The organism is Pseudoalteromonas sp. TAP-3C, from assembly GCF_059888565.1.
Genome location: NZ_JCBFEM010000002.1, coordinates 366788 through 390959 on the forward strand (window position 1 = coordinate 366788; position 24172 = coordinate 390959).

Genomic DNA, 24172 nt, shown 5'->3' on the forward strand with positions numbered 1-24172 from the left:
TAAAAAAACAAAACTGTAAAGGGGGTTTACATATCACTAAAAGTAGAGATAAAAGCAAAAAACACAGCTATTTTCATTAAAAAAGCTAAAAAACACAGTTTTATGTTGATCTTTACCCTGGTTTGTAATTAGAATCGTCCACTTTTTTAATTTGAGAGCATTTTTTAGCGTTTCTCTCAAATATTTTTTGTTCTAACAAGTCGTATCAAGTGTGGTGAGTTTATGGATTTTTATGTCCTGAAGAAGCAGCAAAAACTGATTGCAATACCAGCAGACGTGCAAAATTGTAAGCAGTATATTAGTTCAGGCTACTTGTATATTGATAAAGTAGCTGCTTGTAATGAAACAAACGCGCTTGAAGTATTACAGGCTAAAAAAGCCAGAGCATTGAAGTGGCCATTAACAATGGCATTCGCTGTATTACCTATTATTTTTATTGCTTGGTATATATTAACCTAAAGCGATACTTGCATCTTTAATTGCCTTGGGTATATTGGCGCTCTTATGGATTTTTTAAGAGCGCAAAATGAAAGTTCTTCACACCTCAGACTGGCACCTAGGTCAGCAATTTTATGAACATGATCGCCGTCATGAACACCAAGCTTTTTTCGCTTGGCTGCTAACTACCCTTGTTAGCCAACAAATTGACATACTGCTTGTTGCAGGCGACATTTATCATACTGCCACACCAAGTGCTAGCGCCGAAAACCAACTCTATCAATTTATAAAAAACGCTAAAGTCCAATGCCCACAATTACAGGTTGTAATTATTGCGGGCAATCATGACTCTGCAAATCGTATTTTGGCTGCACAACCGCTATTAGCCCAGTTTGATACCCATGTGGTAGGGCGGTTTGATCCTGCTAACCCCAGCGATGTTGTCATAACGATTAATAACAATGACAAACACGCTGTGATACTCGCTATGCCTTTTTTACGCACCAGTGACATAAGCACGCTTAGCCAAACAAAAGATGGCCCCAATTACGCACAAGGCGTTGCTAAGGCTTATGAGCTAGCACTTGAACATGCGTTAACGCTTCAAGCTGAAAATGCGCCTTTAATTGTAATGGGTCATTTACATGCAAAAGGCGGTAATATTTCCGGCGACTCTGAACGTAATTTAGTCATTGGCGGTGAAGAAGCGATTTCTGCAACGGTATTTGGCTCGCATGCCAATTACGTTGCACTAGGTCATTTACATAAAGCACAATTAGTGGCTAAAAATGAGCAAATTCGCTATAGCGGCACGCCAATTCCTATGTCGTTTTCTGAGAGAAATTACACCCACCAAGTAAATATTGTTGAATTTAACTCACAAAAAAACCAGCCATTAAACACCACTGTAAACCCCCTTTACATTCCACGCCTAGCTGAAGTGATTGTTCTACCAGAAGGGGAGTGTATCCCATTAACACAGCTGTGTGAGCAAATAAAAGCGCTCGATACAGAGCAATACGAGATAGCTCCCTACTTACGGGTAAAACTTAAATCCAGTGATATCGATACCACCTTTAGGGAACAAATTGAGCAAGCACTAAAAGGCAAACAGGTAAATTTTTGTGGTATAGAGCGAGTTCGCGACAAGCAAGTGAGTAATTCCTCAGAAACGGTATTTGAAGACTTAAGCTTTGTTGAAATGCTCAACCCAATTAACTTACTCGAACAAGCATTTAATAATGATAAAGATATGACCGCAGAAGCCGTGCCCAATCAATTAAAAGCACTGCTAACCGACGTAATAGAAGAGCTTGAACAGGAGCAATTGCTATGAAAATAACGGCTGTTCGTATTCACAACTTAGCCTCTATCGCCGATGCCGAAATCGACTTTTTAGCAGCGCCCCTCAAAGACGCTGGCCTCTTTGCCATTACAGGTGACACTGGGGCAGGGAAGAGCACCGTACTCGATGCTATTTGTTTGGCGCTTTATGCTAAAACAGCACGCTTAAAAGGCGATAAAGGTAATCTAATTGATTTTAATGGCGATAACATTAAGCTGAACGATGCCCGCAATTTATTGCGCCGTGGCAAATGGGAAGGCTACGCCGAAGTCGATTTTAGCGGCCAAGACCAACAACTGTACAGAGCACGCTATAGTATTGTACGCACGCATAAAAAAGTAACCGGCAAACTGAAAGTGGCTGAACATACTTTGCATAGCTTACCCGATGAAACTTTAATGGCAGACAAAAGTAGCACCATAAAAGCCATAGAAAATAAAATAGGTTTAACCTTTGAGCAGTTCTCGCGTGCCGTGTTACTCGCACAAAATGAATTTGCTGCTTTTTTAAAAGCCACCGGCGATGAGCGCGCACAGCTATTAGAATGCCTTACGGGCACCGATAAATTTAGCCGAATAGGGCAGCGTATATTTGAGCGCAACAAAGCAATTAAAGATCGATTTGAATTACTAACAGCCAATTTAGCCAGTTATACGGTATTGTCTGACGATGAGCTGAGTGAAAAAAAGCAAACGCTGGCTGATTTAAAGCAACAAATAGAGCACACAAAAGTCACTTTAGCGACCACAGAGCAAGGCGTAAATTGGTATAAGCAAGCGCATAGCTTAGAGCAAGCATTAAAAGCGGCTCAGCAAAGCGAACAACAAGCACATAAAGCACTTGATGCTATTAAAGCGCAAACTGAGCAGGCTAAACAAGCACAAAATGCGCTTGAAATTAAAGATAACCGCCAGCGTTTTGATAGTTTAACAGCGCAAAACAACCAATTAAGTACACAAATAAAAGAGTTAAACCAGCTTGATCATAATGCGTTGATCACCGAGCAAGCCAATAACGTTAAAAAACAGCAAAGCCAATTAGATACAACAAAACAACAAAAACAAACGACCGAGCCGCTAATTACAAAGGCACGAGAGCTCGACAGCCAATTAGCAATATATATCCAAACGATAAAAGGCTTGGCTCAGCAAAGCGCCAAAGAGCAGCAACAATTAAGCGATTTACACCAGCAGCTGCAACAAAACAAAATAAGCGCTGAGCAAGCAATAACACAAAGTGCTGCTCATCAACAGTGGTTAAAAAAGCAGTGCCAGTTAAAACCATTAGCAAACGATTGGAATTATTTTCATCATAGCCTAAAGCAATTTTTTGACACCCAGACACAACTAACAACGACCCAGCAGCAAAGTAAAACATTAGCAGAGCAACAAGCTAGACTCGCAGCAAAGCTAAGCGAGCAAAATAAACAACTCGAACAGGGCGAGCAAGCACTTGTTGCTGAGCAACAAAACCTGAATAAACTTAATCAGCAGCAAGCGCAATTTAATATTGAGCAATGCGACAATCAGCTTAAAAATATTGATTATTTAAAAGATCAGCGCACGCGTTATAAACAGTTTAATCAAGAATTAAAACAGGGTACTCAACAACAAAGTGATGTTGCAGAGAAGCTAAACCACAGTGAGCAAACTAAAACCACGTTACTTGCGCATTTAACCAGCAAAGAACAGGCACTTAAACACGCCGAGCAAGCACTTAATCAAGCTAGGCTGCGCGCTAGTGAACATGTTGAGCACTTACGCGCACAACTGGCACCAAGTGAACCGTGTGCGGTTTGCGGGGCTACTGAGCACCCGTTCGCAAGCAATCAAAGCGAATCTTTTATAAACTTAATAACCGACTTTGAAAATACATATAATAGCGCTAAGCAGCAACACCAAGATGCCCAAGTACAGCTTCATCAGCACCAAACACAACATGCGGTTTTGCTCGCAGAGCACAGCCAACTTAGCCAAGCCACCCAAGATGCACAGGCTAAGATGTTGGAAATTAAAAATACCATGCAAGCGGCTAAAACCGAGCTTAATGCCTTAACGACTGAGCAGCTTGATGAAACTTACAAACAACTAAGTGCGCAAAAAACAGCGTATTTTTCGACGCAAAAACAACAAAGTAATTTGCAAGAAACCGTTAACCAGCTACAAAATACGGTAAAAAAAGAACAAGTAGCACAGCAACAATTAAATAGCCAACATGTAGAGCTGAGCAATCAGCACACTCAGCTTAATAACAAATGCTATGAATTAAACACTCAGAGCGAAACGCTGATAAAAGAGCTCAATTCACATTTTGAGCACAGTGATTTTTGGCAAGCATTACAAGCGGGCTCGTTAACACTCAGTGATTTAGCTCAGCAGGTAGAGCAATACCAACACAATCAAGCACAGCTTGAGCAAAGTCAAAAACAACTCGACAACGCTAATCTACAGTTACAGCAGCTAACACCGCTTATCACTAAAACAGAGCATACAGTTAACATGCTTAGTGAAGAGTTAATTCAAACGCAGCAACAGTACGATAATACACAGCAACAGCGGTTAGCGTTATTTGATAATCAAAACATTAGCGCCGATGACTACCAAGCTAAACTGGCAGCACAACTAGAGCAATGCCAAAGTCAATTAAGGACAAGTCAACAGGCACACGACAGCGCCATAAAACAGCGTGATGAGCACGCTATTACGCTTAAAAATATTGAACATCGCCTGACAGATAACAACCAAGAGTTAGTTTTGCTTGAAACGCGTTACAACGACTGGTTTAAAGAATTTAACACCCTTTATGGCGATATAAGTCATGAACAAGTCACATTTTTACTAACTATTAGCAGCAACGACATTAAAACGCAGTTAAAGCAAAGCGAGCAACTAGCGCAAACATTAGTTGATGCCAGTGCGGCGTTAAAACAACAGCAACAAGCCACTTTACAGCATCAGCAAAATAATCAGCCAACACAAAGCGAAGCAAAGCTAATAGAGCAGCAAAGCCAATTAACTGCGCAGCAAACACAGTTGCAAAATAGCTTACTCACCATTAATACTGCAATAGAGCAGCACAACCAAAATGCAATAGCGCTTGAAGGCAAGCAAACAGAACTGAACAAGCTCAAGCAGCAAGTAGATCAATGGCATTTACTCAATAAAGTGCTTGGTGATGCTACTGGCAAAACAATGCGTAATTTAGCGCAAACACAAACGCTAAAAATACTGTTGCACTATGCTAATAGCCATTTAAAAACCCTTAATAAGCGTTATGAGCTCTCTGCTATTGCCCAGTCCCTTGATATAACGATTATTGACCGTGATATGGCAGATGAACAACGCTCGGTAAATACATTATCAGGCGGTGAATCATTTTTAGTGTCGTTGGCATTAGCATTAGGGCTTGCTTCTTTATCTTCCAACAAAGTACAAATTAACTCGTTATTTGTTGACGAGGGCTTTGGAACACTAGATAGTGAAACACTCAGTATTGCCATGGACGCATTAGATTCATTACAAGCGCAAGGTAGAAAGGTCGGTGTGATTTCACATGTAAGTGAAATGAGCGAGCGCGTAGCCACGCAAATTCATGTCGCTAAAAAACCGGGTGGATACTCCACCATAAATGTAATTTAAGGAAATAATATGCCCACTTTCACAGGCGAAGAAGCACAAGAGTATGATAATCGTATTACCCGTTTAGTCCCAGGATATGAGCTATTACATCAACTAACCAATGCACAGCTTGAAGCTACGTTAACAGATAACGCGCATATTTTAGTCGTTGGTGCAGGCACCGGCAAAGAAGTTGCTGCATTAGCAGGCATTAATTCAACTTGGCAATTTACCGCTCAAGATACCTCAGCTGATATGCTAGCAATTGCCAAGCAACGTTTTATAGAGCAAGGAATTGACGCGCGAGTCAACATTGAATGCCAATCAGTTGATAAATTAAAAGTACACGCTGATGCAGTATTGTGTTTACTGGTAATGCATTTTGTAGAAGATAACGGTGATAAAAAACAATTATTAAAAGGGATTAAAGGCAATCTTAAAAAGGCAGCGCCACTGTTTATTGCGGATTTAATGCGCCCCGAAACAACATTTGAACGAGAAGCACAACTTAATACCTGCGCACAGCTTGGTCTAAGCACAGCAGGAAAAACGCAAATGGCGCATAATTTAGATCGCGAGTTTTATCCGCTAGATCGTATGCGTTTTAGTGAATTGCTTAACGAGTGTGGTTTTGGCATCCCAAAACTGTACTTTAAAGCACTTGGCTTTAGTGGTTACGTGGTGTAAGTTTTTGGCAAAAAAAAAGCTAATATCAAATTGATATTAGCTTTATTGCTTAAATACGCTTTAAAACGTATTTAATCTAAATTAGATGCAAACAATACTATCAGCTTGCGGGCCTTTTTGGCCTTGCGTTACGTTAAACTGTACGCGTTGACCTTCAGCTAATGTTTTGAAACCGTCGCCAGAGATAGCACTGAAATGTGCAAAAACGTCTGCGCCAGATTCTTGCTCGATAAAGCCAAAACCTTTTGCTTCGTTAAACCATTTTACTGAACCAGTTGTTGAATTAGACATAATATGTATCCTAAAAATTAATTAAATGTGCCTGAAATAGGCGATTGAGCTGGAAAAAACGTTAACTTGAGGATAGCGTGCAGGATTATTACTAAAACAACTCGGTACTAACAAATAAAACAAATTTCTTTCAAACTTATAAATATTGATGGGTTAACATTAACCCATCAAATAAAACTATTTAGATGCAAACGATATTTTCAGCTTGCGGGCCTTTTTGACCTTGCGTTACAGTAAACTGTACTTTTTGGCCTTCAGCTAATGTTTTGAAACCGTCGCCAGAGATAGCACTGAAATGTGCAAAAACATCTGCGCCAGATTCTTGCTCAATAAAACCAAAACCTTTTGCTTCATTGAAAAATTTAACTGTACCAGTAGTAGTGTTAGACATAATAACATCCTAAAAAAATAATAATGTGCCTCAAATTGGGCGATTTAACAGGTAGAAAACGAACATTTAACTTGAGGATAACGCGAAGGATTATTACTAAAACAACGTGGTACTTACAAATAAATTGGGTTTTCCGTCAACCCGATGTGCACACAATAACAGTAATACACTTTATAACAAGCTTTATTTATACTTTATTTTAATAAACATACCCAAAGCCTGTTGTCATAGGCTTTACACCTTAATGCTAGTCACTTTTAGTTTTGCAACCAGTTCACTCACACGGGCAATTTTAATATTACTTAACTGCCTATAATCAAAATAAAGGCAAACAACACTTTAGCGTACACATTAAACACCTTTCGCCAGCCATTGCCGCAGTGCTGGTTTATGCTATTTATTTGCCCGTTATCCATAGGTGTTAACTGCTGTAATGTTTCAAAATAGGGCATAGGAGGGGCTTTTGCCACATACACCGCCACACTAAATGAGCCATCACCTAACCCTATTAACTGACTGCCCACCTTAGTTGCTCTTATTTTGCGCTAAAATTCGATCAAGATTATTAGCAAAATTTTGTCTGTCACTTTGACTTAACGGAGGCGGCCCACCACTCATCTCTACGCCACTTGAGCGCATAGTATCCATAAAGTCGCGTACATTCAGTATTGAACGGATATTTTCACTCGTATAAAGCTCACCACGAGGATTAAGTGCTTGGCCCCCGTTATCAATCACTTCACTGGCCAGTGGAATATCTCCGGTGATCACTAAATCGCCTTTTTCTATACGTTTTACTATTTCATCATCAGCCACATCAAACCCCGATGATACTTGTAAACGGCTAATAAACTTCGATGGTGGAATGCGCATGGCATGATTTGCAACTAATATTGTCTGTGTTTGCGAGCGCTGCGCGGCTCTAAAGATAATTTCTTTAATTACCACCGGACAAGCGTCAGCATCAACCCAAATTTTCATGCTAAGTTCTTTAAATTGCTTTAATATTAAAGCGATCCTATAGCAAATTCTGAAAAAAAGGAAACAGCATGAAATTCGTTTTTAAAACCGTGTTATTAATTACCACCGTGTTTTTACTCAGTGCCTGTACCAGTGCACCTGAGGGAATAACGCCGGTTAAAAACTTTGATTTAGAAAAATACCAAGGCAAGTGGTATGAAATAGCACGATTAAACCACTCTTTTGAACAAGGGATGGAGCAAGTAACAGCCACCTATTCAATTAATGATGATGGAACGGTGAAGGTTTTAAACAAAGGATTTATTAGTAAAGAGCAACAGTGGGACGATGCTGAAGGCTTAGCTAAGTTTGTAGAAAACACTGATACAGGGCATTTCAAAGTGTCATTTTTTGGCCCGTTTTATGGTGCCTATATTATTTTTGAGCTCGACCAACCTGATTATCAATATGCGTTTATTACCAGTTATAGCAAAGATTACTTATGGTTTTTATCGCGTACGCCAACAGTGAATAATGAGCTTAAGCAACATTTTTTAAACCAAGTAAAAGCGCTTGGTTTTGCAACTGATGAGATTATTTGGGTGAATCAGAAGTCACTGTAAAAGTATTTACATGTAACAGCTAAATCTGTAATAAAAGTATCATCTTATTGTAAGCTAAGTTAAACAAAGTGGGGTTATATTAGTCCCACTTGCAAAGAGACAGGCAAGTAAAAGACATAATGGTTATCCCCCTTTTTTATTGGCAAGTTATTAGGATCTTTTGACCCTAATAGCTCGCCATTTTTTATTTAATTTTATGGCCCATTTTTTGGGATCAGGTTTTTACTAACTAAAGCCCATTTAAGCCAAAAAATAACGTACTCACAGCCAATATCAGCAATACAAGTAGATTAAAAAGCTTACTGAATCCAACCAAAAAACTATAAAAAACCATTACAATTAAAGCACTTACGCTCATAAAGCCACAAAACTGCAAACCACCATATCCTTGTAATTCGCTAACACAAAGCAGTAAACTTAGTAAAATACTGATCCAAGCAACACTCAGTAAGATTAAACGCTGCTGATCAGTAGGGCGCTTATTAAAAACATCCTTAAAATGATTAAACTTAGCCAGTGCAAAGCAGTTAAAAGCCACCAAACATAAACTAAAAGGGAGCAATGCAATCATACTTTTTGCCCCTGAGTGTTTATTGGGCTAGGTTTTTTAGCTTGTAGCCCAGTACGTAATTTTTCGGTTTGTAACAAAAACAGCAAACCAAACAGTAAAAACAGGCTATCAAACATAAATAAAGCCCACTGCTCATTACGTAAATAACTGATTATATTACCTTGCGTTGTTAGCGCATTAACTACTGGTACACTAAAACACGCAATGCTGTTTACGGCAGCCATAACACACCATTGCAATTTGTCACGCTTTACAAAAGCGATAATAAGTACACACAGCCAAGTTAAAAAGAAGGCAAGTATCTCTTTATCCGCGCGCTCCATTGCGCGTGTGCTGATTAATCGGTTTGCTAAAAAGAAAGCACACGTTGCCAAGGGCAACCCCATTAAAGTTCCTAAATTAAGCGCTTCGACGAGTTTTAAACCCCATGATGGCTGGCTATTTTTCTTCATCCGCTCTCGAATACGCTTCGCCCACATAATACAGCCCGTGGCAATCATGATGCAGCCAGCAATGCCGCCTAAAAAATATAAACCGCGTAACAAGGGTTCTGCTAAACGCCCTGTGTGCATAGAGTTTAAAGACTCATACAACGCTTTGCTGGCGGTAAGTTCATCATCAGTTTGAGCAACAAGCTCACCACTAACACCATTAAAAATTAAACGCGGCGTTTGATCGCGTAATGCTTTACCTGCACTAACAAATACAGTGATAGACGCGGATGCTTTATTAGGATCACTGATGCTAACACGCGTTATATCACCGTTAGGCCACTTAGCATAAACTTGATCCAAAATGCGACTGAGAGATATTAAAGGCGCGTTTCCTATTGCTTTATCATTTATAGTATTGCTAGGTGAAACATCATTAAAAAAACCTCGCATCCCGTCTTCATAAACGGTTTGCGCTGGATAAGGAAATATCATAAATATCAGGGTAATAATACCAGTATAAGTAATCATTAAATGAAATGGTAAGGCAAACACCGAACTTAAATTATGCACATCTAACCAGCTACGGCTGCCTTTATTGGCTCTAAAAACAAACATATCTTTAAAAATACGTTTATGAATAACCACCCCTGATATCAACGCAATCAGCATAAACAAACTAGCAAAACAGACAATCCATCGCGCAGTTATTACATCGATATAATGTAAATCAAAGTGCAAGCGATAAAAGAAGTTTCCTCCTCGGGTGTCTACAAAAGGCGGTAAAGGCTGCATGGTATTTGGATTTAAACGGGTGTTTTCAAACGATGCCCTGCGCTGTCCAGGCTCTTTTGGTTTTGCATAACCATAGGTTAAATAAGGTACACGCTCTTCAGGAAGCGTTATACGCCAATTAGGCGCATTAGGTGCCTGAGCGTTTAAATACTCAACACCCGACATAATGTGTTGCTTTTGCGCACCAATACGGTCTGCTTGCTGCTTAACATTATGGATACTTGGCTGATTCCATAAGCTAACTTCATCTCTAAAGAAGCTAATGGTGCCTGCAAAAAATATTAAATACAGTAGCCAACACACGAGTAAACCCACCCACGTATGTAACCACGTCATTGAACGAAAAAAACTCCCTTTCATAACCATTCCTTCATTAGCGACAACATAACAAGTTGCGCTGCAATACTTAGTAAAATACTGATCCAAACTAGTTTTAACGACTGAATATAAAAACTATAAATAAACACCAAGGCATAAATTAAAATACTCGCAGACACACTTAAAAGCACCGCGTCAGCCTTCGGTAGTGGCACCGCAATACTTAACAATGACACACTCACGGCTGTAAAAATATACCCGCCAACAATGGCAATAAAAAAACGTAAAACAACCGCTAATTCATAACTAAAGCGCTGTATTAATTGCCTTAACTTAGAAAAAACAGCTATTGGAGAGTCTAAAAGACGGTTTGAGGCCTGCATAAACTGCAAACTCCTTTTAAACATAGCTAAAAAAAGATGGCCGTATTATATAGCCAACAAACACAAAAGATAGTAGTTCTTATTTGTATTTAGATAAAATTAGCCATTACTTACCTTGGCTTGGTAAAATACTGATCTGCAATAGTGAACATCACCAAAGCTATTATAAGCACTACAACACCCAGTTTTAGTTGCAGGATAATTTTATTTTAATCAAACAAATGCAAATTATAAGCAATTGATTTATAGTAACTTTTAATTGAAAACAGGCAAGATCACGATTTTACTAACTAACCACAAACTACGGCTAAAACAAACCGATTTTTTACTAACTCAATCTTAAAAAAATATAAAAAAGAATAAAAAACAAACAAAACAGACTTGTATAAGGCTAAAAAACGATGACTTCGTATTTATGTTGATAAATGACTGATCCGTACCCAATATTAAAAATATTGAGTTTTAGTTGGTTTACCACAAGTCAATTTACTGATGATATAATACATTTTTAACAAAAAGAGCTAAGCACCATGTTAACTATTTCAAATACCGTTACCATAGATGAATGGGAAGTAGAGCTCAGCGCTATTCGCTCGCAAGGCGCAGGCGGACAAAATGTTAATAAAGTAGCCAGTGCTATACACTTACGCTTTGATATTAATCGCTCTAAATTATCTGACTTTTATAAAGAACGATTACTTGCTTTAAACGATTCAAGGATTACCAAAGATGGGGTGTTAATTATTAAAGCGCAGAGCCATCGCACCCAAGATCTCAACAGAGAAGATGCGCTAAAGCGGCTAAAAGATTTAATTTTAAGTGCCACTAAAGTGGATAAAGCACGCCGTGCCACCAAACCTAGCCGCAATTCGCAGCGTAAACGTATGGATAAAAAAACCAAACACGGCCAAACTAAAGCCCTACGCGGTAATATTAAGCTATAATTTTAGTAACCTGTACTGTGGTTAAGTATATAAAAAGGCAGCCGATGCAGTCTTTATTTAGTCATAGGTATGATGGCGAGTAACGCTAAAACGGTTAAGAATTCGGTGTACTACGTATACCGCGCTTAAACTTATTGTCACCGCAACGGCCACCGAACTAAATCGATATAAGGCGCTGTATATTAAATCTTGCCCTGGGCCTAACGACTGGCCAAATAAAATGCCAAACGTGGTTAATACCCCAAACCCAACACCTGGGACGCCGCCCCCTAAAATATGAAAACGACTGAATATAAAAGACAAAATCCATAATATAGCCACCGGAAATAATAAGAAATCAGTATGGTTATATAAAAATAATTGTGAAACCAATGCGGCATTACAGCCTATTAAAGTGCCAATGATACGTTGCAAACTTGCGGTGCCCGCCGCTTTAAAACACAACGAAAACAAAATTAAAATAGACGCCGCTTGCGCCGAAATTGAATCTTGTAAATCAAGTACCTGAAAAACTACGAATGACAAAGTCGCAACGCTAGCGCATAGCAACACCTCATGACGAATACTCTCTTTGTCCTTGTGCGGCACAGCCCGCATGGGCCGCGCTGTCACATCAGGAAACACACCATGCATTAGTAATGCAATGATAATAGTAATAAATATAGCCATACCATTACTTAAAATAAGCGGATAAATACTGCTACCTTGATCAACATGACTGGCAAAGTGCAACTGAATCGATAAACTCACCGCCCCCAAAGCACCAAATAAAAACGCGCCGCCACTACTCATTAAGTAAAACAATATACAAAAGCTGGCAAAAATTATAAACGTCATTAACACTGGTAAGTGTGAAAATAAGCCCTGCAAAATAAGCACAATAAAGGCGCAATATGCGGCACTGGCAACAAATTGACGGATCACACCTTTGTTAATAGTCGGTACTAAACCCAGTAATAACATAGGGTAAACCGTAAAAAATATCCCATTTGGCCAATTCATTAACTTACATAAAGTAAAACCTATGGTACAGCCACCGGCAATACGTAAAGCTTGGCGTAAGCCATTTGAATCAAGTTGTGGCGTTTGGCTAACATGTTGTGTCATTACTCGCCCCATTAATAAATGTAATGTAACCAACTAATAAAACGGATCTGAACCGAGCCAAGCCATTGTCCAAATGCCGATTGTGGTAGTAATTGCACAGTGGCACGCGCACCACTGGGCATATTATTAATAAGCTGATTATTATTTGGTAGCACTAAATGAATACGTTGACGTTGCGCGTCACGAACCCAACGGTTACTGGTTTCGGTAGTACTGAGTAAACCATTTGCACTAAGTTGCCCGTCACTGACACCGGCTTCAAAGGTTTCAATTTTAGCGTCAAACACTTGCCCTGGTCGGCTATCAAACACCACTTTTGCTAAACTGCCTGGCTGCATATTTAAAAGTGATTTTTCACGAAAGTCAGCCACTAAATCTGCTTTTTTTGCCACAATAGCAAGTAATGGCTTACCCGCAACGGCATATGAGCCCTCAAGTAATTGCAAATTAGCCATAACGCCATCACTTAAAGCACGCACTTGCGTATACGATAAGTTAAGCTCGGCTTGCGCTAACTGATTGGCCGCATGGCGCAGCGCTAAATTATTTTGTCCCGAGTCGCCTCGCGCTAGCACAGCTTCAGCAAGCTGTGCTTCAAAGGCAGCTAAATTAGATTGGCTTGCGGCAAAATTAGCACGAATGCTTTCAAGCGCTTGCTCTGAAATAGAGTTTTGTTTATAAAGTGTTTCACCACGGTTTTTTAATAGCTGCTGCTCATGCAATTTAGCGTTAGCTGCAGTTATTTGTGCCTCAAGCGCTTTTACATTGGTATCAAGGCGTTTATTTTGCAGTTTGGCATCGTCAAGGGCAAGCTGTGCTTGTTCAAGTGCCAGCTGATAGGTGTTTTTGTCTATCTCAAATAAAACATCGCCCGCTTTAACCGCTTGATTATTACTGACCAATACATCGGTAACACGGCCATTTATTTGCGGCGATATTTGCACAACAGGGTGGTAAACCCGTGCTTGTGGCGTAACCGGCAACCATACATCGGCAACAATATAATAAAAAAAGACAACAATAAAACCAACAAGCGACACTTTAACGTAGCGGGCAAATTTTTGATCGGGTGTCATACTTATTTATCTCCAGATAAGCTTGCAATACAACGCCGCGCGTTTTCTTCCATTTGCACTAAACTGTGCGCCATACCATCAAGCTGCTCCGTGCTTAAACCTGCATATAAACGCTGTTTAATATCGCTTGTTAGCTCTTTTAAATGTTCTAATAACGTTATACCTTCTTGGGTAAAGTACAATTTTTTACTGCGTTTATCGTGTTCATCAACTTGTCGAATAACCAAGTTTTGCTGTTCTAACTGTTTAATAGTGCGTGTTAAAGAGGGCATTTCAATACCTAAACTGGTCGCCAGCGCTTGCTGCGTTGCCCCTAACGGTAAATGGTGTAAGTGGATCATTGCCGTCCAACGTGACTGCGTTAAACCTAGCGGCTCAACCGCCACGGTCACCGCTTCTCGACATAAGCGGTGCACTCGGCCCATATTGCCGCATAAAGTTAAATCGAGTGTTTCATGAAAAGGAATAGTGCTGCTCATAGGAACTCTTGCTTGTGAATATACGACAAATTTTAGCATTAGTTAGCAGGCTAAGTAAATACTTAGTGTTTTAATCTCACGTAAAAACGTTTTATTTGGATAGATAGTGTGCGCCAAGCTTGTCTAAAAAAGTATGTATCATAGCTATAGCTTAAAAGCTTTTCGGGTTGTTCAACAAGGCGGTAATTATGGGCATTGGTTAAATCATCGTTAGCAATAAAGGCTTGTTTTTTGCTATCAACACAAGCGCATTGCGCAGCGATGTAGCGGGCAATTGTGCCCGGACATCTTGCAATAATTAAAAATTAAGTAGGTTGGCAGGTGAATATTGATCGGTCAGCACCTTAGTATCACTCGGCCAATCTTTACCATCTTTAGTGAAAAATAGATGCTTGCTAATTGCCTCTATCTCCACATCATAAGGGGCAAGTAACGGAGCTAGCTGCTTAACCCGCAGTGCTATTTGTTGCTCTGTAGGGATGGTGTTATAACCGGCCAAAATAATACGATTACTGTTGTTATTGACTGCTACATTGATAAAATCGCCAAATACCGCATGATAGGTTGCCGACTCATGTTCATAGAGTTTACTTGATGAAAACGTGTTAGCTGCAACAATTCCGCCTTCGGCTAATACACTTTTTATCTCTTCAAAAAACTCTTTTGTGAGTAAGTGCTCAGGAATGTAGTCGCCATTAAACGCATCTAAAATAATCCAATCAAATTGCTGTTTTTTAAGCGCTGCACGTTTAACAAAAATACGTCCATCTTGCACTCTAGCCGTTACTTTATCAGTTTCTATAAAGTTAAAATAATCACGCGCCACCTTAATTACAGCGGGATCTATTTCAATATTTTCTATGTGCGCATTTGGATATAGCTCATGGATTGTGTTTGATAAGGTGCCACCCCCTAAACCAATAATGAGCACCTTTTTAGGGTTATTAATAAACAATAAACTAGAAAAAGCCAGCTTAGTGTAGTTAAACACCAGTTTTTTAGGCGCGCTTATATACATGCAACTTTGGCTGCTTTGTCGGGTTTTTTCATCAAACTTTAAACAGCGTAAATCACCGGTTTCTTCAACCAGTAAATTTCGATACAAGGAGCGCTCTTTATGCACAACATTACTCATACTGTGAGCAGAAAATAGCAGCGCCATTATACAAATAAACAACAATTTAAGCTTAAGCATAAACGGCCTCTCGTACTTTAAGTTTATCAAAGCTAATAGCAATTAGCCCAAGCGTGCCCAACACACCAGCAAAACCTAAAATAATCGCGTTAACATCAAACGCCAGTACCATATAAAATGAGGTAATAATGGTGCCCAGCGCGCTGCCTAAGGTACTGACAAAGTAAAGGCCGCCAGCCACTTGGCCACTGCGCTCACTATTGGTAACCAGTAAACGTACGGAGTAGGGCGAGATCATGCCTAAAATAATGGTGGGTATAAAAAACAACGCGGTTGAGGCGAGTAACGAGCCATAGCGGCTGTCTTCTACATGCGAAAAAATAAATGCCATAATGGGCTCAGCAAACAATGCAATAGGCACCACCATAATACTGGCGACTAAAAAAATTAACCCATACTTAGTGAGCGAAGGATGACGAATAGACAACTTACCACCCAGTAAATAACCAAATGATAAGCTAAGCATAAATACAGTAATTATACTGCCCCAAATATGCACGCTACTGCCAAAATAAGGGGCCAAAATGCGCCCACCTAACAGTTCTATTCCCATAATACTAAAGCCACTACTAAAGGCTAAAAAGTAAATTAATGCATTTGTTTTTGTTAACATTATATTGTTCTTATTGTGTTATTTTTATCCATCTTAACGTGATAGCTGCATAGCCGCCAGTGTAAATGTTAGACCCACACATGGAACGCAAAAACATTTTATTATGTATGCTTTAATATCATGAAGTACCCATTAATTTAGAACGTTTAGCCGATATCGTCGATTCAACATTTAACTTACCAATCTATCAATTAATGAGTGTTTTTATCCAAAGTGTCTTAATGTAGTGGTTAAGGCGCTTTTTTTAGCGACTGTTAACCCCCTTTACAGTTGCTCTTTAATTAAGATGAAGCCAATTAAAAAGCCGTATAATTTATATACGGCTTTTTTTCAGTTAGAACTGATAACTTATCCGGGCCGAAAAATTACGCCCTGGTTGGCTATATTGGCTAAAGTCTGTGCCTTTAGATTGACCGGCAATAAGTTCAAATGGTACGTATTCTTTATCAAGTAGATTTAATACACCAACATTGAGTTGCCAAGTTTGCCATTGGTAATTTGCATATAAATCAACAACACCATAACCATGGCCTGATGTTGTTTTATTACCATTGGCGTCAAAAACGACATCCGATTGTGACTTTGCAAAACGCCATGCAGCAGTCCAGTTTATATTTGCCATTTCACTGGTAATTAACACAGAGCCATTTAACGGGCTAATGCTAGTAAGCGGCTGATCCGATTCTTTGTTTTCACCATCAACATAAGCAGCATTTGCCTCTAGTAAAATATTATCGGTTGCATACACTGCAATACTAGCCTCTATGCCACTTATTTGTGTTTCACTTATATTTTGATATTGGTAAAAAGTTTTATTTACGTTTGGAATATAGCTTGGTTCAACACCGGCGATTGCAGTTTCAATAAAATCATTATACGCAGCATAAAATGCGCTTACATTTGCGCTAATATCGCCACTGGCGTATCTAAACCCGAGCTCAAATGAGTCGCTGCTTTCTGGGTCTAACTCTGCATTTGGTAATATTTGATAAAATGGCTCAACACCATGGCTTTGATACGCTTGGTCATGTGGTGGTATTTTAAAGCCACGCACATACTGCCCATACCAAGATAAATTATCGTCTACTTGGTAAATAACACCCAGCTTTGGTGAAAACGCAGACTCGGTAATATCATCAAGCTCAGCATCAACATATAGCGCGTCTTTTTTAGCTTCAAGTGCATAGTAATCATAACGAATACCCGCGATTAAAGACCACGCTGTGTTTTTAAAGGCAATACTGTCTTGCATATAGACACCGATTAAAGAAGTATCGGCGCCAGGAAATGCTTTTTGTTTTTCGTTTGTAAAATTAACTGTACCGTCCTCTAGTATTCGGGTTTTTAAACGAGGCCGTGTGGTATCATATACATCAAAATCAACCCCATACACCAGTGCATGGTTAGCACTTTCCCCTTTAAGCTCTTTACTAAATACCGCTTTTAAACCTACTATATCTTGTTCAAATCGGTAGTCATTGTAGTCAACATATCCTCTGCCAGCGCTTATTTGGTCACTTTGTTGCTCAAAACGGCTAAACGATATTTGCCCGTGCCACTTATCAAAGGCAGCCGTTTGCAACGTTGAATCATAATCGAGCGCGAGCGACCAGTTAGTGTCTTTATCTTGCGTTTCTTGGCTGGCAGGGGTGATTATTTGGTCTGTGCTTTGGTTAAAATAATCAAGAGTGTATTTAAGGGTGCGTTTTTCATCGAGCTGTTGTTCAAGCTTGAAAAGTAAAGCATCCGATTGTGCCTCATAGCCGGGTAAATCCTCTGCAAAGTTTTGTACTTCTGCACTATCACGATGGCTATAAACGGCACTAATAGCAAAATTATCGAACTCTTTTGCGCCAGTTAAATCCATGGCCACTTGATTGTTTTGACCTTGGTAACCTAATCCAACTTTAATGAAGCTGTCTTTGCTTTGTAAGTAATCACTTGGATCTTTAGTAGTGATTACCACAATGCCGCCCAATGCATCAGAACCATATAATGATGATGCAGCCCCTTTTGCAACTTCAACTTGTTTAACGCCTGCAACATCAAAATAATTACGCCCCACCAAATAACCACCGCCGCCAGCATAGCCATCATTAGTACGTTTACCATCTTTAATAAATACCACACGATTACCACCTACCCCGCGCACAGTCAGTGTTTGTGCGCCTGCGCCACTGCCAGTCGTTGAGATACTTGGGTCGTATTTAAACATGCTTTGTAAGTCTACCGCTAACTGACGCTCAATATCCTGATCGGTTATAACGGTTACTGAGCCGGTTACATCTTCTAGTTTTTGCTCAAAGCGCGAGCCACTTACTACGATATGTTCATCAAAAATGTCCTCAGCAAATACACTTCCAGATCCAGCTAATAAGGTTGCTATAGCTGTAAGTTTAAAACAAAAAGGGGTCATCTCCACTCCAAATGATAATAGTTATTATTTATTTCGAGGATAGTACAACCAACAGAAAATAAGATCAAATAATTATGATAACCATTCTCATTTAGATTTATTTGGTTATAATACCGGTAAAATAAAATTGGAGTTTGTTATGAAATACCTTATTTGTTTACTTATTTTGGCCACTCAACCCGCATTTGCAAAAGAGAGAGTAATAAGTGCCGGCGGCACCTTAACAGAAATAATTTACGCATTAGGAAAGCAAGAATTGCTCGTTGGCGTTGACCAATCCAGTATGTACCCACAGCAAGCAACGCAATTGCCGCAAGTAGGTTATTACCGAGATTTAGCCGCAGAAGGCGTGCTTTCTATACGCCCAACTACTTTATTAGCCTTAGAGGGAGCAGGGCGAGAACAAGCACTAAAACAAATAGAAGTAACAGGGGTAAATGTTATTAAATATAAAAAACCAACCTCGGTCGATGAACTGTTTTTACTTATTAAAGACCTTGCAAAGGATTTAAATGCAGAGCGACAGGCACAAAATCTGATCAGTGAAATAAAAGAAACACTGCCTAAAAAAGCCAATATTCAGACTCATAGCGCACTGTTTTTACTGTCTGCAAATGAGCGTGGACTCGTTGCAGCAGGACAAGAAACAGTACCTAATTTATTATTTAACTACGCTGGTATTAGTAATATCGCTGCCACACATTCAGGTTTTAAAGCTATTAACACTGAAGTACTTGCAGTACAGCAGCCTCAATTTTTAGTTGCACCTGCGCATGTTGTTTATAGCGCGGGAGGAAAACAAGCCTTTTGCGATCAACCGCAGCTGCGCTTGTTAACCGCAGCACAACAATGTCATTTACTCGTAATGGATAGCTTACTTTCACTTGGCATGTCGCCACGCATTGCAACTGCGGTTAACGCGCTCAGTGAGTATAAAGTTAATCTATGAATACCTTACTCTTTAGTCGCTTAGCTCCTTTTACGCTTAACAAAACCCAAAAATGGATGCTATTGAGCTATGGCTGTGTTCTTGTATTATCCCTGCTGAGTATTGGGTATGGGCCAGCGGGGTGGGATTGGCGCTTAGCGATAGCGTGGCTCGCACCTGAACATTTTAATCAGTTTGACGCGCTACAAATTAATGTGGTTATGCAAATTCGCTTACCTCGTTTTGTACTGGCTGTTTTGGTAGGGTTAGTGCTCGCACAAACAGGAGCTGCAACTCAAGCACTGTGTCGTAATCCGCTAGCAGATCCCTCTATTATTGGTATTAGCGCAGGAGCCGCCATGGTAGCGGTGGCTTTTATAGCATTGAGCGAACAACTAAACTTTAATGCTCAGCAATATTTACCTTACGCCTCTTTTTTAGGCGCATTATCCGTCACCTCATTAATTTATTTAATAGCCCAGCAGCAAAAACAAATTAATATAACCACCCTTATTTTAGTGGGCGTAGCAATTAACGCGTTAGCATTTGCGGTGATTGGCTTATTAAGTTTTTATGCTGATGACAGTGCGCTGCGTTTAATTAATTATTGGACCATGGGTTCATTAGGTGGTGCAAGCTGGGATGCAACATTACAAGCTATTCCTTTACTTTTACTAAGCTTAGTTGGTTTATGGAAACTAAAAGATAAAATGAATTTATTGCTCATAGGTGAATCACAAGCACAATATTTAGGCGTAAATACCAGCAAACTCAAATTGCATGTAATTATATTAGTTGCTTTGGGTGTCGGCGCAGTCGTTGCTTTAACTGGTTTAATCGGTTTTGTTGGTTTGGTGGTGCCACATATTGCTCGGTTGATGGTCGGGCCACATTTACGAAATATGCTGCCACTTTGCATGGTGCTAGGTGTTGTTGTTTTACTGCTTTCTGATTGGTTAGCCCGTTTAGTGGTAATGCCTGCGGAGCTCCCAATCGGTATTATAACGGCATTACTTGGCGCGCCGTTGTTTATTTATTTAATTATTAAAAATAAGCGAGATTGGTCATGATCACCTTTAACAATCTTCACGTTAGCTTTGGTGATCATCCTGTTTTAAGCGATGTTAACGGCAATATTCAAAAGGGGCAACTGGTTGCTCTGTTAGGCGAAAATGGCGCTGGTAAATCTACCTTGTTGCATACTTTAGCAGGCATGTACTCCTTTACTGGGGATATACTTTTTAAACATCAGCCATTGCATTACTTTGCTAAACATAAATTAGCCACGCAACGTGCAGTGATGATGCAAAGTAACCACGTTGGGTTTGACTTTAGTGTTTTTGAGCTTATTGCTATGGGGCGTTATCCTTATATCGAACCCCTTAAAATACAGGCCCAAAAAGTGCACAAATATGCCGCATTGATGGATTTAACGCATTACCTAACACGCAGAATGAGTGCACTTTCAGGTGGCGAGCAACAACGTGTGCATATGGCACGTACATTAGCGCAATTAAACGCTTTTTCTGCCAATACTGAACCTAAGTTAATGCTACTTGACGAGCCGACATCAGCACTCGATATGCGTCATCAACATACTTTACTTAGCTGTGTGAAAACCTTTGTTGAGCAAGGAAATTGCGCCATCATTGCAATACATGACCTGAATTTAGCAAGCTTGTACGCAACCGATGCAATTTTATTACATAAGCAAAAAATACTGCAAAGTGGGCCAATCAAAACTGTATTAACTGAACAAAATTTACAACAAATGTACGCCATGAAATTGCATGTTAACCCTCACCCTTATAACGATGCCCCCATGGTTTTTTCTCAACGTCAGGAGTTTTCATGAGAGAACAAGCATTAAACGATGCACGTAACCTAGTTTTTAAAACGAACGCAGGTGTAATGTCAACTATTTCTAATAATTTGCGAGGTTACCCATTTGGCTCTGTTACCCCCTATATGAGTGACGAGCAAGGCCGCATTTACTTTTTTATTAGTGATATAGCTCAGCACACTAAAAACTTAAAACACGATTCACGTATGAGTTTAACTGTTTTTGATGCAGCAGATTATGGCGACCAAAACGAACATGGCCGAGTAACGCTTATCGGCGATGGCAGTGTGGTGCCTAATGAGCAAGCCGAAATACTAGTTAATAAATATATCGCTTTATACCCTGAAGCTGCAAGCTATCGTAATGCCCACGATTTTAATTTATGGCGGTTAGATGTAGTTCGTGTTCGTTATATTGGTGGCTTTGGGAAAATATTTTGGTTAGAACAAAATGAATGGCAATGCGCGCCAAAAAACTGGGACGAAAACCAGCAACAAAGCATGATCACTCATATGAACGAAGATCATCAAGACGCGATGTCACTGATCTTAATGCAGCATTACAACGTTTCAAACAAAAAGCCAATTATGAGTGGTTTACTCCCTCACGGTTTTTACATACAAAGCCAAAAACGCAACTACTTTATTAATTTTACAACCGAGTGTGAAAGCCCACTTGCAGTGCGCAAATCGCTCGTAGCTTTAACTAATCATGCTAGAAATAGCATCCACACTTTAGAGGAAACAGTATGAAAAAGTCAGCGTTATTAACCGGTGCCATATTTTTATTGAGTGCAAATATAGCTTATGCCGACGAGTGTAAGTTAAGCCTAGATTCAAACGATATGATGCAATTTTCAACAAAATCTCTTAGTGCCCCTAAAAGCTGCAAAGAAGTAACCGTTAAACTTAATCACACCGGTAAATTACCTGCCAATGTTATGGGTCATAACTGGGTGCTTTCTACCGAGCAAAACATGCAAGGTATAATAACTGACGGTAACGCTGCTGGGCTGAGTAACAACTATGTAAAGCCAAACGATCCTCGTGTTATTGCAGCAACAAAAGTGATTGGTGGCGGTGAAACAACCGAAATCACATTTGATACCAGCTTGTTAAAAGCAGAAAATGATTACACCTTCTTTTGTTCTTTCCCTGGGCATTTTGCCATGATGAAGGGTACATTTACGCTTAAATAAATAACAAAGGGTGTATTGCACTAACACAGTGTAATACACCTTATTTTACTATTGGCAATGTGTTTGCTCACCTCGTTTGCTGAGCTTTTTAAACGCCGCTTTTTGGTGCGCTTTTTGTACATAACGAACAGGTAAAGGGTTAAGCAGTAACTGATAGCCACTTTGCTGTGGTTGTACTTTTGTAACCGGCGATATCCATACAACATTAAGCTGTGGCGCAATTCGGTTAATTACCCGCGCAATGCCTTCACCATTTTTTACATGAAAATCACCTGCTATATGCATAACCTGCGAGCCTTTATTCTCTGCAATGTAATCTACAATAGATTCCGCCATCGTTTCGTCCCATATGACTTGTGCAGCATAAAAATGTTCATTTTGAATTTGAGTCCCATGATGCATTGATTGCATAAAACGTTCTTTATAAGGGCTCGCAGATGTATCTATCTCTTTTGCAATAAAACGTCGCTGTTGTACATCAAGCTTATTAAGGTAGTTAATACCTTGGTGGCCAACACACGTTACAACATGTTTAGGCGCATTTGCCGCAATAATCTTTGCATTATTTACAATTGCTAACTCAACCAGCGCACGATAATCGCTTTGATAATTAGGCCAAGCCTGAGTGTTTTCAATTAAGTATTGTTCGCCTATTTTGCCTTCAACATAGCGATTAAGTGTTTGTTGATCAGCACGACTAAATTGCTCTAGTGATAATGCAATAGGCTTATTTTGTGTACTTAATTGCTGAAATAGCTCAGCCTGAAATAAGTGCACGCCAGGGTGGGTATGCCATTCACCCACCAATACTACATCGGCATTTAAAAGCGTAGGCTCTGAAAAGGAACTCACCAGCATGCCATCAGCATTGTAAAGCGCTGAATTATATAGCGATGACCCAAGAGATGGAGGCGCTGTGTTTATGCTACAACCCGCTAATCCGCTCACTAGCGCAAATATTACAAATGGTGCTTTCATGTTGCTCCTTCAATAGTGGTATAAGTCTGTTAACTTTTAACAATTAAAACACGTTCAAATTTAGGGGCGTTTAAAACAAATAGACTCGATAACTGTGCTTGAGTTATTCTACACAATTAACTATACAAAACCCAATAAATACAAATAAAAACAATTATCATTTGATAAATATTAATTTCTAACAACTGAAATACTTACCTGTATTACACAACTAAAAAAGTTAGCATTACAATCTACCAGCCAGCTTACTGAACACTAAGTTGGCTGGTAGGAAACGATTAATAAGCAAAGCCTGTATAAACAACTAGCCAATAACGCTTAAAATTAATTATATGTGTATAAAATTAATTGAGGTTTGATATATGAGGTTTGATATAAGTCGCACCCCTGCTCGAGTTAATATTAAGCCAGAAGTGTTTTTTACAAAGCAACGCGATAAATAAACAAACCCAATTAGCGAAAATATTTATGTGTGCCATCACCGAAATAGGCCGTTAGCAAAGCGTATGCATAGCGTTATTGACGCGATAAAAGCAGGCTAGGGC

At 39.5% G+C, this 24172-nt stretch carries 24 protein-coding genes and 3 pseudogenes; 12 read left to right on the plus strand and 15 right to left on the minus strand.

Annotated elements, in window-relative coordinates; genetic code table 11:
• The first annotated feature begins 222 nt into the window (after positions 1 to 222).
• The 4 genes from AC6H44_RS17530 (at position 223) to AC6H44_RS17545 (ending at position 6087) form a co-directional block, all read left to right on the plus strand.
• On the plus strand, positions 223 to 459 hold the full coding sequence (locus AC6H44_RS17530) for a hypothetical protein (RefSeq protein ID WP_500738495.1): 237 nt from the start codon (positions 223 to 225) through the stop codon (positions 457 to 459).
• Between the two features lie 67 nt (positions 460 to 526).
• Entirely contained in the window at positions 527 to 1774 is a 1248-nt protein-coding gene (locus tag AC6H44_RS17535; RefSeq protein ID WP_500738496.1) for an exonuclease SbcCD subunit D C-terminal domain-containing protein, read from the plus strand.
• Complete coding sequence (locus AC6H44_RS17540) at positions 1771 to 5421, plus strand: SbcC/MukB-like Walker B domain-containing protein (RefSeq protein ID WP_500738497.1); 3651 nt, start codon at positions 1771 to 1773, stop codon at positions 5419 to 5421. The genes AC6H44_RS17535 and AC6H44_RS17540 overlap by 4 nt, the downstream gene beginning before the upstream one ends.
• Before the next feature lie 9 nt (positions 5422 to 5430).
• Entirely contained in the window at positions 5431 to 6087 is a 657-nt protein-coding gene (locus tag AC6H44_RS17545; RefSeq protein WP_500738499.1) for a class I SAM-dependent methyltransferase, read from the plus strand.
• Positions 6088 to 6168: 81 nt separating this feature from the next.
• On the opposite strand, the gene AC6H44_RS17550 is transcribed toward AC6H44_RS17545, so the two are convergent.
• The 5 genes and pseudogenes from AC6H44_RS17550 to AC6H44_RS17570 form a co-directional block, all read right to left on the minus strand.
• Positions 6169 to 6378 carry a cold-shock protein gene (locus AC6H44_RS17550; RefSeq protein ID WP_500738501.1) on the minus strand — a complete coding sequence of 70 codons (210 nt, stop codon included), beginning with the start codon at positions 6376 to 6378 and terminating at the stop codon, positions 6169 to 6171.
• Positions 6379 to 6559: 181 nt separating this feature from the next.
• Positions 6560 to 6769 carry a cold-shock protein gene (locus tag AC6H44_RS17555; RefSeq protein ID WP_008463923.1) on the minus strand — a complete coding sequence of 70 codons (210 nt, stop codon included), beginning with the start codon at positions 6767 to 6769 and terminating at the stop codon, positions 6560 to 6562.
• Positions 6770 to 7003: 234 nt separating this feature from the next.
• Positions 7004 to 7071, minus strand: a pseudogene (locus AC6H44_RS17560) (hypothetical protein); the annotation flags it as partial.
• Positions 7072 to 7095: 24 nt separating this feature from the next.
• A pseudogene (locus AC6H44_RS17565) lies at positions 7096 to 7293 on the minus strand (DUF6942 family protein); the annotation flags it as partial.
• Between the two features lies 1 nt (position 7294).
• Positions 7295 to 7750, minus strand: coding sequence for a YaiI/YqxD family protein (locus AC6H44_RS17570; RefSeq protein WP_500738503.1), 456 nt, complete (start codon positions 7748 to 7750; stop codon positions 7295 to 7297).
• A 68-nt stretch (positions 7751 to 7818) separates the two neighbouring features.
• On the opposite strand from AC6H44_RS17570, the gene AC6H44_RS17575 reads away from it, so the two are divergent.
• Positions 7819 to 8352: a lipocalin family protein gene (locus AC6H44_RS17575; protein WP_500738504.1), complete on the plus strand. Its 534-nt coding sequence runs from the start codon at positions 7819 to 7821 to the stop codon at positions 8350 to 8352.
• Positions 8353 to 8581: 229 nt separating this feature from the next.
• Here the strand turns inward: AC6H44_RS17575 and AC6H44_RS17580 are convergent, their stop codons facing one another.
• Genes AC6H44_RS17580 through AC6H44_RS17590 form a run of 3 tightly spaced genes read right to left on the minus strand, consistent with a single transcriptional unit; the run spans position 8582 to position 10850 of the window.
• Positions 8582 to 8923, minus strand: a complete 342-nt coding sequence (locus tag AC6H44_RS17580) for a DUF3325 domain-containing protein (RefSeq protein ID WP_500738506.1) — start codon at positions 8921 to 8923, stop codon at positions 8582 to 8584.
• Positions 8920 to 10509, minus strand: coding sequence for a PepSY-associated TM helix domain-containing protein (locus AC6H44_RS17585; RefSeq protein ID WP_500738507.1), 1590 nt, complete (start codon positions 10507 to 10509; stop codon positions 8920 to 8922). The genes AC6H44_RS17580 and AC6H44_RS17585 overlap by 4 nt, the downstream gene beginning before the upstream one ends.
• A complete protein-coding gene (locus AC6H44_RS17590) occupies positions 10506 to 10850 on the minus strand; it encodes a hypothetical protein (protein WP_500738508.1) in 345 nt (114 codons plus the stop codon). The genes AC6H44_RS17585 and AC6H44_RS17590 overlap by 4 nt, the downstream gene beginning before the upstream one ends.
• Before the next feature lie 530 nt (positions 10851 to 11380).
• Here AC6H44_RS17590 and arfB point away from each other — a divergent pair.
• Entirely contained in the window at positions 11381 to 11794 is a 414-nt protein-coding gene (arfB, locus tag AC6H44_RS17595; protein ID WP_500738510.1) for an alternative ribosome rescue aminoacyl-tRNA hydrolase ArfB, read from the plus strand.
• 57 nt (positions 11795 to 11851) lie between these two features.
• Here arfB and AC6H44_RS17600 read toward each other — a convergent pair whose 3' ends face one another.
• The 6 genes from AC6H44_RS17600 to AC6H44_RS17625 form a co-directional block, all read right to left on the minus strand.
• On the minus strand, positions 11852 to 12901 hold the full coding sequence (locus AC6H44_RS17600; RefSeq protein ID WP_500738511.1) for a DUF2955 domain-containing protein: 1050 nt from the start codon (positions 12899 to 12901) through the stop codon (positions 11852 to 11854).
• Between the two features lie 11 nt (positions 12902 to 12912).
• Positions 12913 to 13977 carry an HlyD family secretion protein gene (locus AC6H44_RS17605; protein WP_500738512.1) on the minus strand — a complete coding sequence of 355 codons (1065 nt, stop codon included), beginning with the start codon at positions 13975 to 13977 and terminating at the stop codon, positions 12913 to 12915.
• A 2-nt stretch (positions 13978 to 13979) separates the two neighbouring features.
• Positions 13980 to 14456, minus strand: coding sequence for a MarR family winged helix-turn-helix transcriptional regulator (locus AC6H44_RS17610; protein ID WP_500738513.1), 477 nt, complete (start codon positions 14454 to 14456; stop codon positions 13980 to 13982).
• Between the two features lie 298 nt (positions 14457 to 14754).
• Positions 14755 to 15651, minus strand: coding sequence for a spermidine synthase (locus AC6H44_RS17615; RefSeq protein WP_500738515.1), 897 nt, complete (start codon positions 15649 to 15651; stop codon positions 14755 to 14757).
• Entirely contained in the window at positions 15644 to 16264 is a 621-nt protein-coding gene (locus AC6H44_RS17620; protein ID WP_500738516.1) for a fused MFS/spermidine synthase, read from the minus strand. Before AC6H44_RS17620 ends, AC6H44_RS17615 begins: the two co-directional genes overlap by 8 nt.
• A 334-nt stretch (positions 16265 to 16598) precedes the next feature.
• Positions 16599 to 18680 carry a TonB-dependent hemoglobin/transferrin/lactoferrin family receptor gene (locus tag AC6H44_RS17625; protein WP_500738517.1) on the minus strand — a complete coding sequence of 694 codons (2082 nt, stop codon included), beginning with the start codon at positions 18678 to 18680 and terminating at the stop codon, positions 16599 to 16601.
• Between the two features lie 139 nt (positions 18681 to 18819).
• Here AC6H44_RS17625 and AC6H44_RS17630 point away from each other — a divergent pair, with 139 nt between their 5' ends.
• Genes AC6H44_RS17630 through azu form a run of 5 tightly spaced genes read left to right on the plus strand, consistent with a single transcriptional unit; the run spans position 18820 to position 22649 of the window.
• The gene (locus tag AC6H44_RS17630) at positions 18820 to 19629 is read left to right on the plus strand and encodes a heme/hemin ABC transporter substrate-binding protein (RefSeq protein WP_500738518.1); all 810 of its coding nucleotides are present in this window, start codon (positions 18820 to 18822) and stop codon (positions 19627 to 19629) included.
• The gene (locus AC6H44_RS17635; RefSeq protein ID WP_500738520.1) at positions 19626 to 20678 is read left to right on the plus strand and encodes a FecCD family ABC transporter permease; all 1053 of its coding nucleotides are present in this window, start codon (positions 19626 to 19628) and stop codon (positions 20676 to 20678) included. Before AC6H44_RS17630 ends, AC6H44_RS17635 begins: the two co-directional genes overlap by 4 nt.
• Positions 20675 to 21463, plus strand: coding sequence for a heme ABC transporter ATP-binding protein (locus AC6H44_RS17640; RefSeq protein ID WP_500738521.1), 789 nt, complete (start codon positions 20675 to 20677; stop codon positions 21461 to 21463). The genes AC6H44_RS17635 and AC6H44_RS17640 overlap by 4 nt, the downstream gene beginning before the upstream one ends.
• Positions 21460 to 22203 carry a HugZ family pyridoxamine 5'-phosphate oxidase gene (locus tag AC6H44_RS17645; RefSeq protein ID WP_500738522.1) on the plus strand — a complete coding sequence of 248 codons (744 nt, stop codon included), beginning with the start codon at positions 21460 to 21462 and terminating at the stop codon, positions 22201 to 22203. Before AC6H44_RS17640 ends, AC6H44_RS17645 begins: the two co-directional genes overlap by 4 nt.
• A complete protein-coding gene (gene azu, locus AC6H44_RS17650; protein ID WP_500738523.1) occupies positions 22200 to 22649 on the plus strand; it encodes an azurin in 450 nt (149 codons plus the stop codon). Before AC6H44_RS17645 ends, azu begins: the two co-directional genes overlap by 4 nt.
• 48 nt (positions 22650 to 22697) lie before the next feature.
• Here the strand turns inward: azu and AC6H44_RS17655 are convergent, their stop codons facing one another.
• Positions 22698 to 23627, minus strand: a complete 930-nt coding sequence (locus AC6H44_RS17655; protein ID WP_500738524.1) for a ChaN family lipoprotein — start codon at positions 23625 to 23627, stop codon at positions 22698 to 22700.
• A gap of 446 nt (positions 23628 to 24073) precedes the next feature.
• Here AC6H44_RS17655 and AC6H44_RS17660 point away from each other — a divergent pair.
• Positions 24074 to 24169: pseudogene (locus tag AC6H44_RS17660) on the plus strand (LysR family transcriptional regulator); the annotation flags it as partial.
• Between the last annotated feature and the right edge of the window lie 3 nt (positions 24170 to 24172).

Excerpts from the sequence above, each read along its gene's own strand:
- AC6H44_RS17530 (WP_500738495.1), top strand. The coding sequence starts at position 223 with ATGGATTTTTATGTCCTGAAGAAGCAGCAAAAACTGATTGCAATACCA.
- AC6H44_RS17600 (WP_500738511.1), bottom strand. The coding sequence starts at position 12,901 with ATGACACAACATGTTAGCCAAACGCCACAACTTGATTCAAATGGCTTA.
- AC6H44_RS17625 (WP_500738517.1), bottom strand. The coding sequence starts at position 18,680 with ATGACCCCTTTTTGTTTTAAACTTACAGCTATAGCAACCTTATTAGCT.
- AC6H44_RS17635 (WP_500738520.1), top strand. The coding sequence starts at position 19,626 with ATGAATACCTTACTCTTTAGTCGCTTAGCTCCTTTTACGCTTAACAAA.
- AC6H44_RS17580 (WP_500738506.1), bottom strand. The coding sequence starts at position 8,923 with ATGATTGCATTGCTCCCTTTTAGTTTATGTTTGGTGGCTTTTAACTGC.
- AC6H44_RS17610 (WP_500738513.1), bottom strand. The coding sequence starts at position 14,456 with ATGAGCAGCACTATTCCTTTTCATGAAACACTCGATTTAACTTTATGC.
- AC6H44_RS17605 (WP_500738512.1), bottom strand. The coding sequence starts at position 13,977 with ATGACACCCGATCAAAAATTTGCCCGCTACGTTAAAGTGTCGCTTGTT.
- AC6H44_RS17640 (WP_500738521.1), top strand. The coding sequence starts at position 20,675 with ATGATCACCTTTAACAATCTTCACGTTAGCTTTGGTGATCATCCTGTT.
- AC6H44_RS17540 (WP_500738497.1), top strand. The coding sequence starts at position 1,771 with ATGAAAATAACGGCTGTTCGTATTCACAACTTAGCCTCTATCGCCGAT.
- azu (WP_500738523.1), top strand. The coding sequence starts at position 22,200 with ATGAAAAAGTCAGCGTTATTAACCGGTGCCATATTTTTATTGAGTGCA.
- AC6H44_RS17645 (WP_500738522.1), top strand. The coding sequence starts at position 21,460 with ATGAGAGAACAAGCATTAAACGATGCACGTAACCTAGTTTTTAAAACG.
- AC6H44_RS17545 (WP_500738499.1), top strand. The coding sequence starts at position 5,431 with ATGCCCACTTTCACAGGCGAAGAAGCACAAGAGTATGATAATCGTATT.
- AC6H44_RS17575 (WP_500738504.1), top strand. The coding sequence starts at position 7,819 with ATGAAATTCGTTTTTAAAACCGTGTTATTAATTACCACCGTGTTTTTA.
- AC6H44_RS17590 (WP_500738508.1), bottom strand. The coding sequence starts at position 10,850 with ATGCAGGCCTCAAACCGTCTTTTAGACTCTCCAATAGCTGTTTTTTCT.
- arfB (WP_500738510.1), top strand. The coding sequence starts at position 11,381 with ATGTTAACTATTTCAAATACCGTTACCATAGATGAATGGGAAGTAGAG.
- AC6H44_RS17550 (WP_500738501.1), bottom strand. The coding sequence starts at position 6,378 with ATGTCTAATTCAACAACTGGTTCAGTAAAATGGTTTAACGAAGCAAAA.
- AC6H44_RS17570 (WP_500738503.1), bottom strand. The coding sequence starts at position 7,750 with ATGAAAATTTGGGTTGATGCTGACGCTTGTCCGGTGGTAATTAAAGAA.
- AC6H44_RS17620 (WP_500738516.1), bottom strand. The coding sequence starts at position 16,264 with ATGTTAACAAAAACAAATGCATTAATTTACTTTTTAGCCTTTAGTAGT.
- AC6H44_RS17555 (WP_008463923.1), bottom strand. The coding sequence starts at position 6,769 with ATGTCTAACACTACTACTGGTACAGTTAAATTTTTCAATGAAGCAAAA.
- AC6H44_RS17630 (WP_500738518.1), top strand. The coding sequence starts at position 18,820 with ATGAAATACCTTATTTGTTTACTTATTTTGGCCACTCAACCCGCATTT.
- AC6H44_RS17535 (WP_500738496.1), top strand. The coding sequence starts at position 527 with ATGAAAGTTCTTCACACCTCAGACTGGCACCTAGGTCAGCAATTTTAT.
- AC6H44_RS17585 (WP_500738507.1), bottom strand. The coding sequence starts at position 10,509 with ATGAAAGGGAGTTTTTTTCGTTCAATGACGTGGTTACATACGTGGGTG.
- AC6H44_RS17655 (WP_500738524.1), bottom strand. The coding sequence starts at position 23,627 with ATGAAAGCACCATTTGTAATATTTGCGCTAGTGAGCGGATTAGCGGGT.
- AC6H44_RS17615 (WP_500738515.1), bottom strand. The coding sequence starts at position 15,651 with ATGCTTAAGCTTAAATTGTTGTTTATTTGTATAATGGCGCTGCTATTT.